Annotated in this window: 12 protein-coding genes; 5 read left to right on the top strand and 7 right to left on the bottom strand. The window is 44.5% G+C overall.

What is annotated here, in order from left to right; translation table 11 throughout:
• Positions 1–205 precede the first annotated feature (205 nt).
• The 5 genes from PHG22_03700 to PHG22_03680 form a co-directional block, all read right to left on the bottom strand.
• A complete protein-coding gene (locus PHG22_03700; protein ID MDD5490868.1) occupies positions 206–1,918 on the bottom strand; it encodes a TROVE domain-containing protein in 1,713 nt (570 codons plus the stop codon).
• 1,318 nt (positions 1,919–3,236) lie between these two features.
• Positions 3,237–3,995 (bottom strand): helix-turn-helix domain-containing protein, encoded by a 759-nt coding sequence (locus PHG22_03695; protein MDD5490867.1) that lies wholly within the window; start codon positions 3,993–3,995, stop codon positions 3,237–3,239.
• A 15-nt stretch (positions 3,996–4,010) separates the two neighbouring features.
• Positions 4,011–5,726: a GspE/PulE family protein gene (locus PHG22_03690; protein ID MDD5490866.1), complete on the bottom strand. Its 1,716-nt coding sequence runs from the start codon at positions 5,724–5,726 to the stop codon at positions 4,011–4,013.
• Between the two features lie 3 nt (positions 5,727–5,729).
• Positions 5,730–6,722 carry a hypothetical protein gene (locus tag PHG22_03685; GenBank protein ID MDD5490865.1) on the bottom strand — a complete coding sequence of 331 codons (993 nt, stop codon included), beginning with the start codon at positions 6,720–6,722 and terminating at the stop codon, positions 5,730–5,732.
• Positions 6,723–6,961: 239 nt separating this feature from the next.
• Positions 6,962–7,486, bottom strand: a complete 525-nt coding sequence (locus tag PHG22_03680; GenBank protein MDD5490864.1) for a hypothetical protein — start codon at positions 7,484–7,486, stop codon at positions 6,962–6,964.
• A 227-nt stretch (positions 7,487–7,713) separates the two neighbouring features.
• Between PHG22_03680 and PHG22_03675 the strand changes: the two genes are divergently transcribed.
• On the top strand, positions 7,714–9,258 hold the full coding sequence (locus tag PHG22_03675) for a helix-turn-helix domain-containing protein (protein ID MDD5490863.1): 1,545 nt from the start codon (positions 7,714–7,716) through the stop codon (positions 9,256–9,258).
• Between the two features lie 85 nt (positions 9,259–9,343).
• Here PHG22_03675 and ftsH read toward each other — a convergent pair whose 3' ends face one another.
• Together ftsH and PHG22_03665 are read right to left on the bottom strand one after the other, a co-directional pair.
• Entirely contained in the window at positions 9,344–11,170 is a 1,827-nt protein-coding gene (gene ftsH / locus PHG22_03670) for an ATP-dependent zinc metalloprotease FtsH (GenBank protein MDD5490862.1), read from the bottom strand.
• Positions 11,171–11,299: 129 nt separating this feature from the next.
• The gene (locus tag PHG22_03665; GenBank protein ID MDD5490861.1) at positions 11,300–12,535 is read right to left on the bottom strand and encodes a S1 RNA-binding domain-containing protein; all 1,236 of its coding nucleotides are present in this window, start codon (positions 12,533–12,535) and stop codon (positions 11,300–11,302) included.
• 271 nt (positions 12,536–12,806) lie between these two features.
• On the opposite strand from PHG22_03665, the gene PHG22_03660 reads away from it, so the two are divergent.
• From PHG22_03660 to gyrA, 4 genes are all read left to right on the top strand, one after another.
• Positions 12,807–13,490 carry a hypothetical protein gene (locus PHG22_03660; GenBank protein ID MDD5490860.1) on the top strand — a complete coding sequence of 228 codons (684 nt, stop codon included), beginning with the start codon at positions 12,807–12,809 and terminating at the stop codon, positions 13,488–13,490.
• A 333-nt stretch (positions 13,491–13,823) separates the two neighbouring features.
• The gene (locus tag PHG22_03655) at positions 13,824–14,453 is read left to right on the top strand and encodes an MBL fold metallo-hydrolase (GenBank protein ID MDD5490859.1); all 630 of its coding nucleotides are present in this window, start codon (positions 13,824–13,826) and stop codon (positions 14,451–14,453) included.
• Positions 14,454–14,459: 6 nt separating this feature from the next.
• Positions 14,460–14,792: a hypothetical protein gene (locus PHG22_03650; protein ID MDD5490858.1), complete on the top strand. Its 333-nt coding sequence runs from the start codon at positions 14,460–14,462 to the stop codon at positions 14,790–14,792.
• Between the two features lie 7 nt (positions 14,793–14,799).
• Positions 14,800–17,352: a DNA gyrase subunit A gene (gene gyrA / locus PHG22_03645; protein ID MDD5490857.1), complete on the top strand. Its 2,553-nt coding sequence runs from the start codon at positions 14,800–14,802 to the stop codon at positions 17,350–17,352.
• The last annotated feature ends 63 nt before the right edge of the window (positions 17,353–17,415 follow it).

Below are 17,415 nucleotides of genomic sequence, written 5' to 3'. Positions count from 1 at the left end.
TATTAGAGCGCTCCAATAGTGGTTTTTGGCCGCGCCCCGGGCAGACAAGTTGATAGCTACACGTCTATCAACCGCGTTTAAAGGTTAGGGTTGTTTATAATTGACACAACAATAACTCTTTCTTCTGTCTCGCAAAACTAAGTTGCGGGGCAGGAGAAAAGAAGGGAGAGACAATTTTGAATTGAATCTCCCTTTTAAAACATTGTTAGGCCGTTTCCCTGCTAGCTCTGTTTTTGGCAGAAGGCATCCATTTGGCAATTTGTTCAACTGCCTGGACTTTGTCCTGCTCAAAAAGCGGAATGAACTCCAAGAGCCGTTCAGACCAGCCAGCAAGGAGCGCTACGCGCCGGTCGCTTTGCGGGAATTGCGCTGTGCCGTAGCCAGCAAGGTCCACCGAGTAAAGATGTACTTGGGGATTCACTGTACTGCGGTACTTATGCAGTTCTTCGGTAAGCGATTGGCCTGATTCGCACCAGTAACCATTGTTGCGAGCCTCGAGGTCGTAGCATTGCATGTCCGAGAAAAGGATAATCCGGTCAACCCGGGTCCTTGTCTCGCGCAAATGCTTAACCGCCAGGTAGGCATTTGTCGAGTGGTCTACGTCTGTGTTAGCGAGCCGGTCCATGTTCGTGAGGATGGAGTCCTCCCGAACAACCGGCACCACCTTGTGGTGTGTTCCAAACACAGAGCAGATTGCCTCGTCGCACATGGTGTGGGCAATGGCAGCAAGTAGGTTCGCGATGTCGCGACGGCATACCGTGGACTTGGCGGAGATGGGCGTCTGCATTGAGCCAGAGTTGTCGGCGGTGATGAATGTGCGGCCCGAAAGCCGCGGCAAATTCACTACTGACGACGCCAACGCCTGCAAAATCGCCTCACGCGCCGCATTGACCATGGGATGATTGGCGACCTTGTCGCTTTCTTCAGTTTGCTGTTCGTAGCACATACAACGCCCGCTTTCGTACGGAGTGATGGCTCGGTATGCTGAGTAGAAGCGGGAAGGCAATTGCCTCGACCGTTTCACGTGTTCAGCGTCGCGGAGCATAGCAATCACTTGAGCAAGCGCTTGGTCAGCGTTTTTTTCAAGGAGATTGCGAAGATTCCGCAGGCCAGCCATGAAGGACAAGTTGATTTCATTCCAAACTTCAGCTCGTGAGCCAAATTTGGAAATTACCACTTCCCAGGTGGCGTGAGCTTTGGTTATAAGCTCACGCGCCTCGGCGTTAAACTCCTGCTTGCGCATAAGTTCTGCTTTGGCGGCAAGTTTGGGAAGAAGTTGCGAGTCAACCTGACCCGACACCAGATACCGGTAGAGAGCGGAGCATTCGGCGGTTTTCGGAGTAGGGCGCACAATGCGAAGGACGTCGCGCAATGAAATTGCGCAGTTATTCCTGTCGTATTTAGCGAATTGGTACTCGTCAAAACGCTCAAGCACGTCCCCAATCCCCCGAGAAAGAGAATTTGGGAAAGCATGTTCACCACCAGCTGTACCGTGCGAACCAATGGGACCGTGCCGTTTTACCCAGTAGGCAATGACTTCGGCGGGTTCATCCGCTCGGCGGATGATTTCCGGAGCCCAACGGCGCACAAATGGTTTACAGGCAGGCAGAGCTGCAGCTTCAGCGAGAAGAACGATGGGAGTTGACCGGATGTTCATTTTCTGACGGGCGTAGGCGGCAAGCCGGAGTATGAATTCTGGATTCACTTTCGCGGCTTCCTGAATGTCAGTAAGAAGTTCCGAGTCCACAGTTTTCCCATTGGTGTAAAATTTGTCCTCACCCGCGAGCGAGGAGCAAACGCGCGTATAGAGTTTTGAACACGGTTCAAGCGTAAACGCAAGTCCGCCTTCATAATTTTCTACGGCGTCAGAACGGTTAGCAAACTGTTCAGCTACTGTGGCTTTTACGTTTTGCTTCATTTAAATTCCCTCCTTACACCAGTCCGATATTTATCAGACGGCAGTTTTGTGTTATCAAATTACAAGGTTCCTGGAGAAAAAGTGACAAGGGCAATGCTTAAATAGAAACCGATATCCGAAGTATCCCTTATCTACACTACCAAGCCCCTTTCTCAAGCCGGATAAGTTTCTGACTTGAGAAAGGAGCCCGACGAAATAATTATCGTCGGGCATGTAAAATTGCTCAATTTGGGGAGAAGAGGCGGGGTCGGTGCTTGCCGCGGCGCCGTATCGCTTTGGCCCCTGCTTTACACTTTCGCGCAGAGCAGAGGTGGAACTTTCATTCCGCCACAATTTACTTCAGCATATTGCAAAGCAAATTGCGTTTAGCCATTTTCTTCCTTAAACGGAGGATGGCTAAGCAACAAATTGGTTATCTCTTTTTAGTCGAAGTAACCGGCTCCTACACTACCCCAAACTGTGCAAAAATTTTAGATTCTGACAAACACCGGGGGTGGTAGCCCCTAGTAACAAGCATGGGCACTCTCCATAAAAGGAAGAGTAATATCCCAAGGCCGTAGGGGGCCGTTGGAATACAATATTTTGGGAAGTTTTTACCCTTATCCCGGTGCTTGTCAGAATTTTTTAAATTTAGTTTTAAGGAACTTCGACAACTGATAGCACCACTATAACACACCCTAAAAAATTTGTCAAGCCCCCCTGACTTAATTTATAAATATTATTTAATTTTTTGGCTAATTTAAGCTAAAAATAAAGCTCATAATATTGTTATTTTTTTATGACATTTATAGAAAATAATAATTTTTTACGGGGTATTTTTAAAAAGTTATCCACAGGCCTTTGTCAACCACTATTGACAATATATAAGACATATGATAATATAGGAGCCAGCAGTAATTTTGTTATTTTAAAAGAATAGCGGTGTATTTAGTCAACCAGTAACAAAGGAGGGTGTTATGCCTGACTAAATTTTAAGGGAATAAGTAGGTCCTTCTCTATGGAGGTTGGGGAAGGACCTATAAAAATCCCAATAATTACCCTCAAAATTGAAAGGAGGTATGTAAGGTGAACGACTAGTAAGTAGCACAGATAGAGTATCTGCCAATTGTCAATCAGACCAAAAAACAGACAAGAGAAAGAAAAAAAGATGAAGGAAGAACCTCCCTTCGGCAACGGGGCGATATCAAGAGTGTCTTAAAATCTACCGATTCCACGATTTTTTGTACATTCGGACATTTCTAAGCCTTGCCCCAAAAACAAAAAAGCCCAGGATTACCAATGCGTATCCTGGGCTTTTACTTTTTAGGGTTTATAGTTGTTATGTTTTTGATTGGTTATACTTTTCCGCACCTTCCCAAGCCAGTTTAAAAATAGATTTAAGAGTTTCAGCAATGGCTTTATCCTGGATAATAATGCCGGATAGTCGGTCGCCCAAAGAAGCGATACGGACTTTATCGGCGAAAATAGTTATATCGCAGAACAGGGGAAACTTATTTTCGGGGATTCTTTTTCTCTCGCTGAATTTTGAAGGCAGACGCTCTGCCGCAGCGGAGGTATAAATACTTTGGACGCGTATTTGTTTATGAGCTCTTCGTTCTCTGGCATCAGCGCGTTCTTTTTCCGTGAATACTTTTTCAACCAGATCGTTTGAATAAATCATCATAGCTTCTTTTATATCCGATTCCAAAAATTCTTCCACCATCATCAGGAGGCCTTCCTTGCCTTCATAAAATTTTACAGTAGGCTTCCCTTCGGCGGCGTTATAAATTGTTTTTAGCTCCGGCAGTAATTTTTTCAATTCTTCCTTTTTATCATCTAATTCTCTTTTTCGATTCTCCATGAAACTGTTTAATCGTTCCGGATTTTCGGCCACAAAAAATTGTTTTTTCCCCTCCTGAAAACTGCTCATCAGCCCTTTGCTAGTAAGAGATTTTATTATCACATAAGTCGTGGGGCGTTTTAGCTTTGCTTTACCGGAAATTTTTTGAACGGTGGAGGTCCCCAGCTCCAAAGCGGCCAAATAAACATTGGCCTCTTTGTCCGACAATCCAAATTTTTCCAAATCCGTTGGTTTCATAAGATTAAGTTAATTTTACTCCGCTACTTTAAATACTTCCTCTACGGAAGTGATACCGTCTAACGCTTTTAACAGCCCGTCTTGAACCATGGTCACCATTCCATCTTTAACGGCAATGTCTTGTATCTGGTATTCGGAAAGATTACCAGAGAGAATCAGTTTTTCTATTTCGGGATTCATATTCATAATTTCGTAAATGCCGACGCGCCCTTTAAAGCCGATACCGTTGCAAGCCGCGCAACCCTGGCCAGCATAAAATTTTAGCTTATCCAAATTAACATTCTTTTTTTCGGCTTCGGGAAGTTCGGCTAAAATGCCCTTTACTCTTTTTAGAATTTCCGTGTCCGGCGAGATTTCCTTTTTACATTCTTCGCAGATTTTTCTCACCAATCTCTGCCCGACGATGGCGTTAATGGCCGGAGCTAAAAGAAAGGGTTTGGCGCCCATGGAAAGAAAACGCGGCAAGGCGCCGGCGGCGCTGTTAGTATGAATAGTGGAAATTACCAAATGTCCCGTTAGGGCGGCCTGAATGGCGATTTCCGCAGTTTCCAAATCGCGAATTTCTCCCACCATCACAATGTCCGGGTCCTGGCGCAAAATTGAACGCAACCCCTTAGCAAAAGTGTAATCCTTGGAGTAATCAATCTGGCTCTGATTAATGCCTTTTAATTTATACTCAATCGGGTCTTCCAAGGTGATGATTTTTATCCCCGGTTCGTTCAATTTATTTATAATTGCGTAAAGCGTGGTGGTTTTACCGGAGCCGGTAGGGCCGGTGGTGATAATCATTCCATTGGGCCGCTCAATTTCTTTTTTTAATTTTTCCAACGCGCCGCCGCGTAGTCCCAATTCCTCAAATTGTAAACTGGTGGCCGTGGATTTAAGAAGGCGCATCACCACGCTTTCACCGTAGGCCGTCGGCAAAGTGGAAACGCGGACGTCAGTTTTACCTTCTTTAATAAAAATAGTGAAACGTCCGTCCTGCGGCGCGTCTTCCACGTTGATTTTCAGTCCGGCGACAACTTTAAGCCGCGAGATAATCCTCGGCCAAACGGATTTTTCCAAAACGGCAGTGTCTTGCAGGACGCCGTCTATGCGAAAGCGAATTTTGACGTCTTCTTCCTCGGCCTCAATATGAATATCCGAAGCTCGGCTTTCTAGAGAGGAGGCGATAATCATAGCCATCACGTCAGTGATAGAAGCTTTTTGAATTCGAGCGTTTAAATCTTTAAAAGTTTTTAACTCCGCGCGGAATTTGGAAAGTTCCTCTTCGCTGATGGTGACACCCGTCGGCACTTCTTTGATTTCCGGAATGGCATCATAAAGTTTAAAAGCTTGGTTAAAACTTTCTTCGGAAATCAGATAGATTTTGGTTTGGCCGTGGAAGCGTTCCTCTAATTGAAAAAGCAATTCTTTCATTTCCGGTTTTTCCGGTTCCAATGCTCCCAGGCGTATTTGTCCGGCATTATTGAAAAAACAGATAATCTTTAATTCTTCAGCCTGCTTTTTAGAAATACTTGAAAGCACTTCGGGACTAATGGGAATTCCCTTGAGATTTATGTAGGGCAATCCCCGAGTAGCGGCTTCTTCAGCCGTAGTTTTTTCTTTTTCCTTAATTCTGATTTCCTGCATTTTTTCAGTGAATTGTTCCCGGGCTTCCTCGGCCGACCAAGAGCGGGCGTGTTTTTTGATTTTTTTTAAATCATCAGAACGCGGGTTAAGGAAGGACATAGGTTATGTTTTATAGAGAGTTTCGGCTAAGCGCATAATTTTGGGCTGGGCCTTTTTTTGAATGCGCAACCAGAGCAGAGTCCAGACGGTAAACTGGAAAGAAGATATGAAAGCGCTGGCCAGAATGATAAAAATAAGGAGGGCGATAAGCCCGAGCGCAAGCACAATGACATAACCGACAGAGGAAGAAAGGGTCACAAAAAGGGATAAAAGCAGAACAAAGGGTATGCTGAGAGTTAAAATAACTGCGAGAGAAGCCAGGCCGAACAGAAAGTTAATCAAAAGCACGATGATTCCCGTTTCTATGCTGATAAGCCAATTCTTTTTAAATAAGGCGTAGCCGTATTTTATAGATTCCCACCAGCGATTTTTATTCAGAACTACGTAGGTGATGGCAAAAATGCTGACGAAAGAAATAATGACAGAAGCGGCAACCATGATAATGAATAAAATAAGATAAAGAAGAACGTTTAACCAGGAAGGATTAGAAGCCAGATAGAAAAGAGGGATGCTGACTATAAAGAGAAAAACGCCGACGCCGAGTTTTGCCAGAAAATTTATACCCAAAACCGGCCAAAAGTTTTTCGCGCCGTTTTCAAAGGCCTCGGCAAAACTCACCCGTTCATTTTTGTATAGCTTCCCGATGCTATAAATAAGGGCGGCCACCGAGATAACAATGACCCAAATAAGAATAATGGCAATAACCAGGGCCAAAAGTAAGGTTAAAATTATCAGTAAGCCGTCCAGCGGGTTTTGGGCTAAAAAGTGTCCGATGTTGGAAAACGTGAGTCCTTCAAAAATTTGGTTAGAGAAAAACAGTTTAAGCCCAATAAGAGAAAATCCTTCCCCGCGCATGGTTTGGAGCGCCTGGATAATTATTTCGTAGTTTCCGGCGCCGCTTAGGGCGGTGGCAAAAAAACCAAAAATCCATAAAAATTTAAAACGCCAGGTGATAATCGCCGCCTGTTTGATAATAGGCCTATAAAGTTGAGTCATAATTCCTCCTTTATTGATAATTAATTACTTATATATAGTATAAGTAATTTCGGGGAGATTTACAAGAAAGGAGGTGAAATTTTTTAAACAAAAAACCATCGGCGGATAAGGCGCAATGGTTTTTTGTTATCCCTGAACCACAAGGGTTCAGGGCATGCTTCTTGGATCCAACAAGAATGAGCCGAGAGACGTTCTCGGCAAACGGCACGCTAATTGCTCGGCGTGCGCGAGGTTTGTTGCTACCAAGCGGCCAGCGGGAAAGTCAGCTTAACGCTGAATACTCCGCCCCATTTTTTCGCGATGGTGTTGTATGCCGGTCCGACTGGGAAGGCGAGTACCACAGGCCCCAATGGGAAAATAGGTGTGACAGCCGCAGCGAATAACTGACCATCGGTCGGTGCGCCACCCGTGTACTTGGGCAGGTAACGATAGAGTCCGCCAGCTCCCAGAGAAAATTTGTTGGTAAATTGGTAGGATGCTGATGCCGCCAGTTGCGGGTTGGGCAGAAATGCCGCCAAGCCGGTCTGAACCCCCGGCTCTACGCCCACGGCCCAGCCGTCGGGGAAGGGGATAGTCAGGGCAAAGCTATTTGCCAGGCCAAGCCCGCCTCCTTCCCAATGGCCATCCGTGGTGGCGAAGGGCATAAGCACTTGCGTATTATAGCCGAGCTTCGCTACCGGTTGGTTGTTTCCGGCCGCCGTAACCACGGTGGCGAACAACATTGTTGCCGCGAATAATACCACGAACACCAAAAGATTCTTCATTTTCAATCTCCTTTCTTGTGTTTTCAAAGATTGTTGGTGTGGCCTCTTCCAAGTTTTTATCTTGGCCCCACCATTTTATCATATTTTAATATACTTGTCAAGGGTTTTTTGGCTAAAATAAGCTAAAATATAGTCATTTTTATTTTGACTAACCCGGTCAGATATTGACATTTTTGGCTAAAAATGGTATAATAAAATTGTCATATAAATTATGACAAACTAATAATATGCTGGAACAAAATTTACAAAAATTGGGCTTTTCTAAAAATGAAACCACGGTATATTTAGCGCTTTTTGAATTGGGCAAATCTCGGGCCGGTAAAATCATTGAACATACCGGCTTGCATCGAAATTTGGTGTACACGGCGCTGGAAGAATTGGTAAAAAAAGATTTGGTATCTAAAGTGGAGCGTCGTAAGGTGGCAGTATTTGAAGCCAACAGTCCCGAATATTTAAAAGAGAGTATTGAGCGAAAATTGGATGTTGCTGCTGGCGTGATTGAAGAATTAAAAAAGAAACAAACTACCACCCCTCGCGACATTAATGTTTATGAAGGCAATGAAGGAACTATTCTGACGCGCCAGCGGGCAGTAGAAAATATCCAGCCGGGTGATACTTATTATGTTTTGGGAATTTCAGAGCAGAATAGCAGTCCGGTGCTGGACCCATACTTTGCTAAATTAAATAAAAAGATTATGTCCCGGGGCGCGCATTTAAAGGCGCTGATAGGAAGTTCCAGCTCTGAGATGGCCGAGCGGCGCGGTTTGACTTATGGGGAAAATGCGAAAAGTTTACCCTTTGGCGCCGAAACCCCGATGTGGTTTTCTTTTTATCACGATATTTTAAATATCAGCGTGGCCGATACTGACCCGGTGACATTTTCCATCCGCAGTAAGCAGGCAGTAGAGGGATTTAAAAAATATTTTGAATATTTTTGGAAACAGCCGGTGAGAATGGAAAATGGTATGCCGGCGTTGAAAAAAGTTTTTTACGACATGCTTACCGAACTAAAACCCGGAGAGGAGTATTATGTTTTCGGGACAGCTTTAGGCACTGACCCTAAGTATGGAGATTTTTTTGACCAATATCATCGCGACCGCATTAAAAAAGGGGTAATAGTAAAAATGTTGTCTTATCAGGAAAATTTAAGAGAGATAAAGGAAAGATTTTTTGTGAAGGGCGGCGATCCCGAAGGCAAAATAAGTTTTATCAAACCGTTTATTTCCGCACCGCCCATACCAATGCAGATAACTATGTACAGGGGCAAAACCCGTTTGCTTTTTAGCGGTGTTGAACCGGTGATATTTTATTTTGAGCAGCCCGAGGTGTATCAAGGTTTTAAAAAATATTTTGAAGAAATTTGGGAGCAGGACACTTATATCGCTCGCGGACCCGAGGTCTTGCGGGATTTATGGTTGGAGGCGGACAAACAAGGTGGGATTAGCTGGATCGGCGCGCGTGGTTATTTCGTGGACCGTTATCCCAAAATGTTCGCCGAGATTGTGGAACACGCCAAAAAAATTAAAGGGCTTAAGTGGAAAAATATCATTGATTTGAGTTTTAAAGGGCATGCTTTGACTAAACTGCCCTGGATGGAAACTAAATATCTTTTGTCGGCGCCGACCAAGAATCCCAACGTCATCTGGCTTTTGAAAGATAAAATAGCGATTACCAATTGGGCTGAGAACGAGCCGGTGATATTTGTGTCTCAAAATAAATATATCGTGCAAAGTTATAATGATTATTTTAATGAGTTGTGGAATTCTAAGTAAGGGTTTATCAGAAAATTTTGAATACATTAAAACGCTCCGGCGGGGTAAAAATCCGCCGGAGCGTTTTTGTTTTTGTAGAAAAAAGTTATTTTTTCGGCTTGGGTCCAACGATTTTCTCAAAGGCCTCTCTTTCAATCGTTTCCTCTTTCATTAATTTTTCCACGATATTTTTCATTTGTTTTTCATTGCCGCCGATAATTTTTTGCGCCGTTTCTTTGGCGTTTTTGATAAACATGTTTATTTCCTCGTCAATTTTTTCCGCCGTTTTTTCGCTATAATCTTTTCCTTCATGGATTTCTTTGCCCAAGAAAATTAATTCTTCTTTTTCGCCGAAAGTTCGCAAGCCAAGTTTCTCGCTCATACCATATTCGGTGACAATTTTTTTGGCGATTTTTGTGGCTTCACGCAAATCATTGGAAGCGCCGGTGGTGACATCGCCAAAGAAATGTTTCTCGGCAATTTGTCCGCCCAAAAGCACGGCCAGTTCTTCCACAAATTCTTGGCGGGATTTTAAGCTGCGGTCTTTTTCCGGGAGTTTTAAAGTATAGCCCGCCGCCCGCCCGCGCGAGATGATGGAAATTTTATGAACCGGGTCGGTGTGTGGCAGAAGATGGGCCACAAGAGCGTGTCCGGCCTCATGATAAGCGGTGATTTCTTTTTCTTTGTCGGAAAGCAGATGACTTTTTCTTTCAGGACCAAGAAGAACTTTTTCGATGCTATCCAAAAGATTGATCTCATCAATAATTTTTTTATTTTGTCGCGCCGCCGCGATAGCCGCTTCATTAACCAAGTTGGCCAAGTCCGCTCCGGAAAATCCCGGAGTGCGTTCAGCCAGCTTTCTTAGAGTAACTCCCGCCGCCAGAGGTTTATTTTTAGCATGAATTTTTAAAATAGCTTCCCGGTCATTGATGTCCGGCAAATCAAGAACTATGCGCCGGTCAAATCTGCCCGGGCGCAGCAGAGCCGGGTCCAGAATGTCCGGCCGGTTGGTGGCCGCCAGCACAATAATCCCCAAATTAGGGTCAAAACCGTCCATTTCCACCAGGATTTGATTGAGCGTCTGTTCTCTTTCATCGTGCGAACCGCCCAGCCCCGCGCCCCTCTGCCTGCCGACGGCGTCTATTTCATCTATAAAAACAATACAGGGCGCGTTTTTTTTCGCCTTGGTGAATAAATCGCGCACGCGGCTGGCGCCGACACCCACGAACATTTCCACGAATTCCGAACCGGAAATATGGAAGAAAGGAACATTGGCTTCACCGGCCACCGCGCGAGCGAGCAGGGTTTTGCCCGTGCCGGGAGCTCCCATCAGGAGCGCTCCTTTGGGAATCTTGGCGCCCAGCGCGACGAATTTTTTTGGGGTCTTTAAAAATTCCACGATTTCATCCAAGTCCTCCTTGGCTTCTTTTACTCCAGCCACATCTTTAAAAGTGATTTTATCTTTTTGATTTTTAGGCGTTTCCCTGACTCCGCTTTGGCCGAACATCATGGCACGGTTATTCGCCCCCTGCACTTGGCGCATCATAAACCAGATAAAAACCCCGATAAAAATAAAAGGAATCAAAAATGGCAGAAGAGCTTCGCTCCAATAAGCCCAGCCGCTTTTGGATTTAACGGCGATATTTAAACTGGAAATTTTTTCCGGAGCGACGTTGTAATTTTTAATAATTTCGCCAAATGATTCACCCTGCTCTTTCTGCAATTTTTCCTGTTCCCCGTTCTTTAAGGTTATCAGAAGGGAATTTTCTTCAATGACCACGCCTTGCACCTCCTCATTATTCAATTGGGCGATGAGCTGGCCGATGTCAGCGTCTTTAATTTTTGGCCGGGTGAAATTATAAGAACTAAAAATAGCGGCAATCACCAGAAAGACAAGAAGAAAGATAAGAATGTTTTTTATCAGGCTTTTCATAAAAATAAAAGGAATTATTTATTGGTATATATATTATAAGGTAGAGTGTGTTTGTTTGCAACTGCCAAGGGTTAACGCCGGCAACAAAAAACACCCTTCGACAAACTCAGGATGTTTTTTGGGAGTATTTTATTTTTTTTCTTCTTTAGCTTCGTTTTTTTCTGCCTCTTTCTCTTTTCCCTCTTCTGCCGCTGCCGGAGTTTCCTTTTCTTCTTTGGCATCTTTTTTTTCATCTTCTTTATCTTCCTTCTTGGCCTTGGGTTTTTCTTTGAGCGCTTTAATGCTCAAGCCCAGGCGGTGGTCCTTGGGTTCAAGAGAAACGATTTTGAATTCCAGAACGTCTCCCGGTTTGGCAACTTCTTCCGGAGAAGAAATTGTTTTAGTGGAGAGCTCGGAAATATGCGCCAAGCCGTGAATGTCCCTATCCAGCTCTACAAAAAGTCCGAAGGGATTTATTTTCAGCACTTTGCCTTTGACTTTTTCTCCGACTTTATATTTTTCAGCGACATTTTTCCAGGGGTCGTCTTTCAGTTTTTTCATGGACAGGAAAATTTTAGAATTTTCAATATTGATAATTTCGGCTTTGACTTTTTCTCCGACCCTGACTAATTCTCTCGGGTCGTCAATCCTTTGCCACGCCAGTTCGGAAATATGGATTAATCCTTCCAAATTTTCAAACTTGATAAAGACGCCGAAATCGGTGACCGCCGTCACTTCACCTTCCACCATATCACCAACTTTATACTGGGAGATGATGGCTTTTTGTTCTTCTTCCCAGGCGGCCTTTTCCGAGACAATCAATTTTTCTTCTTTTTCATTGGCATCCAAGATTTTAACCTTAAGGTCCTGACCGATAAGTTCTTTTAATTTTTCCAAGATTTTATTCTTGTCGCCGCCCTGAACTCTCGGATAATGTTCGGCGATGAGTTGGGAAACCGGTAAAAATCCCGGGAGGCTGTCAAAGGTAATCATCAGTCCGCCTTTATTGGCGTTGACTACTTTGACGGTAGTCGCTTCCTGGCTGGTTGTGAATTTAACGGCGTTATCCCAGGCCTTGCGATGGCCGGCATAACGGAAAGAAAGTTCCACTTCGCCATTTTCATTTTCTTTTTCCAAAACCGTGGCTTCCACTTCGTCTCCGGGTTTAAGATTGCCGTATTCTTTGGAATTATTAAGAAGTTCGCGTCCGCGGATGATACCCGTGGCTAATCCTCCGAGGTCAACGTGGACTGCTCGGCCGGAAGCGCTGATAACCGTGCCTTTGACAATTTCCCCGACAGTTGATTGTTTTAAATAATCACCGCTCTCGTCGAGCATTTTCTCCATTTCTCCGGTAGCCTTTTTGTTTTTAACAGAAGCTTTCATAAAAATTATTTATTAGATGTTAACCTTCGGTCTCGCCCAAGGCGGGACAAAAAGTTCCCCCAGTGGGGGATTATTAAAATAAGTAATCTAATTATAATACAGGCGAGTTTTTTTGGCAAGACCCGTCAGTCGCGACTGACTGGTCAAGACCAGCCGGTCGCGACCGATGGGTCGGGGGCTTGACGAAATCATCAAAATAGGTCATACTATAATGATGTCTAGAGATGGTCTCTATGCGTCAAAAAGAACTTTAAAATAGGAGAAAAAAACCATGGAAAATGGCAAATCTACTATTAGAACCGACCAGTTTGCAGCTTTAGCGTCTGCAGTAATCCGTTCTCTGCCAAGAGATATGGATACTAAAACAGCTCAAGAGTGGATTCAGAATCCCAACGCTCTTAACAAGGTGTTACGCAAGGCGCTTATACTGCCAGTAGAAATTACCCTTGAGATGGTCAAGAAAATTTATACCGACCTGGGCATTGACTGTGAGTTTCCCGCTGACGTCAAAATCCCCACCGGCGATGTCTGGCCCGTGGTGGTACCCAAAGGTATGACTCCGGGTGAAGCGTTCGCCATTGCCAGTAAACTCTTCCCGACCTGGAAATATGTCGATGACTTGGACAAAACAGTTTCCGAAAAGGCCAAAAAAACCACAGTCAGATTCTTCAAGGCCAATATTGAGGCCGACGAAGAACATCGGAACAAGTCAGCCAAGGATGTTAAAAAAGAAGGCATCCAAGGCATAACGCTGACGGAACGCATTCTTTTGGAGATTGTCTACTTTAAAGTTATGGGTGGCCATTTAGACAAGGGCAACGTTACCCTTTGCGCCGGTTCTCGCGGCTCGGACGGCGGCGTCCCGTACGCCTACTGGAGCGACGACGGGTTCGGCGTCTACTGGTACGACCCTGACAATGCCCTCCCGCGCTTGCGGGTTCGCTCAGTAGTTTAAGTTTGTTTCCTTGTATCTTTGTTTTTTTTAACCCTTGCCCACATTCGTCTTGCGAATGTGGGCTTTTTAAATTCCTTACAAAAAACCCCGAACGACTCTTGTCATTGCGAGGACCCCGACGTTACGTCGGGGGACGAAGCAATCTCAGATTATCAGCTTAAATACTGGATTGTTTCGCTCCCTCCGGTCGCTCGGAATGACAATTTGGGCATATTTTATAATTCAAAATAATTAAGAATTTTATCTATATTTTGTGGTTAAATCCCTCTTTACATCTCACGGATAAAATGTTAAAATTACCTCACTGGTTAACCATTAATTTTTTTATTTTTTATGCATATCAGCTGGTTGGGACAAGGGTGTTTTAAAATCCAAAGCGGCGAAACCGTTTTGGTTATTGACCCTTACAACAAGGATATCGGGCTCAAACCGCCGCGCGCCAAAGCGGATATTGTGGTGATGAGCGACCCGGATTCCAATGGTTTGGAATCTATTTCCGGAGAATATTTTTTAATAAACGGCCCGGGCGAGTACGAGATTAAGGGCATTTTTGTTTATGGCATTGCGCTGGATGCCGTAGAGGGTCAGAAAGAAGCCAGACGGACTACAATTTACCGAATAGAATCAGAAGGAATTACTATTGCTCATTTGGACAGTCTAAACAAAAGTTTAAATGACAAAGAATTGGAACGACTGGAAAATATAGATGTTTTGATTGTGCCCGTGGGCGGAGGAAAGGTTTTGGATGCCAAAAAAGCGGTGGAAATAATCAACCAGATTGAACCGAGCGTGGTGATACCCATGCAGTATAAGATTCCGCAATTGAAATTAAACTTGGATTCAGTGGAAAAATTCTTAAAAGAAATGAACGCGCTTAAAGTTCAGCCGCTTGGAAAATATACGTTAAAGAAAAAAGATTTGCCGCCAGACCGCACGGAAGTGGTGGTTTTGGAACAAAGCTAAAAAACAATGAAGAGCTTTAAAGATAAACATAGCCTCATTTGGATTCTTTCCTTTGTTGTTATCGCCGTTATTTTTATTTTTTGGCTTATTTTTTTACCTAATTTTTTGACCGGACGGCAGCCGGGAGAATCGGCTTCGGGCGAGGCCTGGCAGAAATTGCGCCACGAAGCGGCGGGTTTGTTCAATAATTTTACGGAGCAGAAAGATGTTCTGCAGGAGAAAATATTGCCGCAGCTTATTGAAAGAGGAGAAGAGAAAGTTTCCCTAAGCGAGGAGGAAGTGGAATCGTTAAAGAATAAAATTTTGGAATTAAAAAATAATAATCAAGATAAGAAATAGATTTTATATGTTTAAAAAGAAATCCTTGCCGCGGGGCAAAGACAAACCAAAATCAAAGCCAACGGAAAAAGTAAACGAAAAAATTGCGGAACCGGCCGGCGAGGAGAAGGAAATGATTTCAAATATCGGGAAAGTGGAACAGCGTCCGATTATTGAAGAAATGCAGGAATCATATCTGGATTACGCCATGTCTGTCATTATCGCCCGCGCCTTGCCTGATGTGCGCGACGGCTTGAAACCCGTGCACCGCCGCATTTTATACGCCATGTGGGACATTGGCCTGAAACCGAGCGCGAAATTCAGAAAATCGGCGACCATCGTCGGTGAAGTGCTGGGCAAATATCATCCGCACGGCGACACCGCGGTTTATGATTCCATGGTTCGTATGGCACAGGATTTTTCCCTGCGTTATCCTCTCGTTTGGGGTCAGGGGAACTTCGGCTCTTTGGACGGAGACAGCGCCGCCGCTTATCGTTATACCGAAGCCAAGCTCGCTCCTATTTCCGAAGAAATGCTTTTGGATATAGAAAAAGAAACCGTGAATTTTCGCCCGAATTTTGACGGTTCACACGCCGAACCGGCAGTCATGCCCTCAAAACTGCCCAATCTGCTTTTGAACGGCACCATGGGTATCGCAGTTGGCATGGCGACTAATATCCCCCCGCATAATTTAACCGAACTTGGCAACGGCCTTATCCATTTAATTGATAACCCCAATTGTTCCACGGAAGATTTAATGGAGCATATCAAAGGTCCGGATTTTCCGACCCGCGGAATTATTTATGATATTAACGCCATCAAAGAGGCCTATGCTACCGGCCGGGGCAGTATTGTGATGCGCGCCAAAACGGAAATAGTGGAAGCCAAATCCGGCAATTATAATATTATCGTCACGGAGATTCCTTATCAGGTGAACAAGTCAAGTTTGATTGAAAAGATTGCCGCCTTGGTGCAGGATAAAAAAATAGAAGGCATTAAAGATTTGCGCGATGAATCCTCTAAAGGGGAAGTGCGCATTGTCATTGAGCTTAAGAAAGACGTTTTCGCCAAAAAGATTTTAAATCGTTTATTTAATCTGACCCAGCTTCAGGAAACTTTTCACGTCAATATGCTGGCGCTGGTGGACGGCATCCAGCCTAAAGTGCTGACTTTAAAAATGGTTTTGGAGGAGTATGTCAAACATCGGCAGGAAGTGGTGAGACGCCGCGTGTCTTTTGATTTGGAAAGAGCCAAAGAGCGCGCGCATATTTTAGAGGGCTTGGTTTTGGCCCTGAAATCCATAGATAAAATAATCGCCACCATCAAAAAATCCAGAGACAAAGACGATGCTAAAAAGAATTTAGTGCAACAATTCAGGTTGAGCGACCGGCAGGCCGTGGCTATCTTGGAAATGAAACTTCAGCAACTCGCCAATTTGGAGAGAATCAAGGTGGAGCAGGAATTAAAAGAAAAAAAGAAAATAATTCAGGAGTTATCCGAGATTTTAAAATCGCCTAAAAGAATTTTGGGAATTATTAAAGATGAAATTAAAGCACTGGTGGCTAAATTCGGGGACGAGAGAAGAACGGAAATTGTGCCGCATCCGGTGGGCGAATTCCGCGCCGAGGATTTAATACCCGACGAATCAACTATCATTCTTATCACCCGCGACGGTTATATTAAGCGTCTGCCGCCGACCACTTTTAAAACACAGAGCCGCGGCGGCAAGGGCGTTATCGGCCTGACTACCAAAGAAGAAGATGTGGTGGAGCAAGTTTTGACCACGACCACTCATAAAGATTTGCTTTTCTTCACGACCCGCGGGCGGGTCTTCCAGCTCAAAGCCTATGACGTGCCTCTGACTTCGCGCACGGCCAAGGGCCAGGCGATTGTCAATTTCCTTCAATTGGCTTCCAATGAAAAAGTTTCCGCTATTATTTCCACGGCCGAGATTAGTGATTATAAATATCTGGTAATGGTGACCAAAGGCGGGTTGATTAAAAAGGCGGATGTTAAAGATTTTGAAAAAGTGAGGCGTTCCGGATTAATCGCCATCAAGCTTAAGGGCGATGACCTTTTGGAATGGGTCAAACCCTCGGGCGGCAATGACGAGATAATTTTGGTTACCTCCAACGGGCAGTCCATCAGATTCAAAGAATCCAAAGTGCGGCCGATGGGCCGTGCGGCCGCCGGTGTGCGCGGTATCAGATTAAAAGGCAAGGATATGGTAGTGGGTATGGACGTGGTGGTGTCTTCAATGGTGAGCAAAGGAATGCTGGAACTTTTTGTGGTGATGGGCAAGGGCTATGGGAAAAAGACCAACCTTAAATTTTATAAAGTGCAGGGACGCGGCGGGTCGGGAATAAAAACCGCGGCCATCACCGACAAGAATGGCAAGATTATTTTCTCCGAAGTGGTGAATTCCAAAGACGAAAGGGACATTCTGGTGATTTCCGCCAACGGGCAGGTAATCCGCATTCCGAGCAAGAGCGTGTCTTCTCTGGGCCGAGCCACCCAAGGCGTGAGGATTATGAAATTTAAAGAAGCGAGTGATTACGTGGCCAGCGTGGCGTTTATCTAAAATTATTTAGAATAATTAAAACGGGGACTAAAATCCCCGTTTTAATTTTAAAATATTATAATA

It is taken from the genome of Patescibacteria group bacterium (assembly GCA_028716045.1).
GTDB lineage: Bacteria > Patescibacteriota > Patescibacteriia > JAQUQO01 > JAQUQO01 > JAQUQO01.
The sequence above is the reverse complement of the archived record's forward strand: the minus strand, read 5'-3'. Positions and strand labels throughout refer to the sequence as shown.

Bases quoted from the DNA above. Each gene is read 5' to 3' on its own strand.
- PHG22_03655 (MDD5490859.1), top strand. From the start codon at position 13,824: ATGCATATCAGCTGGTTGGGACAAGGGTGTTTTAAAATCCAAAGCGGC.
- ftsH (MDD5490862.1), bottom strand. From the start codon at position 11,170: ATGAAAAGCCTGATAAAAAACATTCTTATCTTTCTTCTTGTCTTTCTG.
- PHG22_03675 (MDD5490863.1), top strand. From the start codon at position 7,714: ATGCTGGAACAAAATTTACAAAAATTGGGCTTTTCTAAAAATGAAACC.
- PHG22_03685 (MDD5490865.1), bottom strand. From the start codon at position 6,722: ATGACTCAACTTTATAGGCCTATTATCAAACAGGCGGCGATTATCACC.
- PHG22_03690 (MDD5490866.1), bottom strand. From the start codon at position 5,726: ATGTCCTTCCTTAACCCGCGTTCTGATGATTTAAAAAAAATCAAAAAA.
- PHG22_03680 (MDD5490864.1), bottom strand. From the start codon at position 7,486: ATGAAGAATCTTTTGGTGTTCGTGGTATTATTCGCGGCAACAATGTTG.
- PHG22_03650 (MDD5490858.1), top strand. From the start codon at position 14,460: ATGAAGAGCTTTAAAGATAAACATAGCCTCATTTGGATTCTTTCCTTT.
- PHG22_03665 (MDD5490861.1), bottom strand. From the start codon at position 12,535: ATGAAAGCTTCTGTTAAAAACAAAAAGGCTACCGGAGAAATGGAGAAA.
- gyrA (MDD5490857.1), top strand. From the start codon at position 14,800: ATGTTTAAAAAGAAATCCTTGCCGCGGGGCAAAGACAAACCAAAATCA.
- PHG22_03695 (MDD5490867.1), bottom strand. From the start codon at position 3,995: ATGAAACCAACGGATTTGGAAAAATTTGGATTGTCGGACAAAGAGGCC.
- PHG22_03660 (MDD5490860.1), top strand. From the start codon at position 12,807: ATGGAAAATGGCAAATCTACTATTAGAACCGACCAGTTTGCAGCTTTA.
- PHG22_03700 (MDD5490868.1), bottom strand. From the start codon at position 1,918: ATGAAGCAAAACGTAAAAGCCACAGTAGCTGAACAGTTTGCTAACCGT.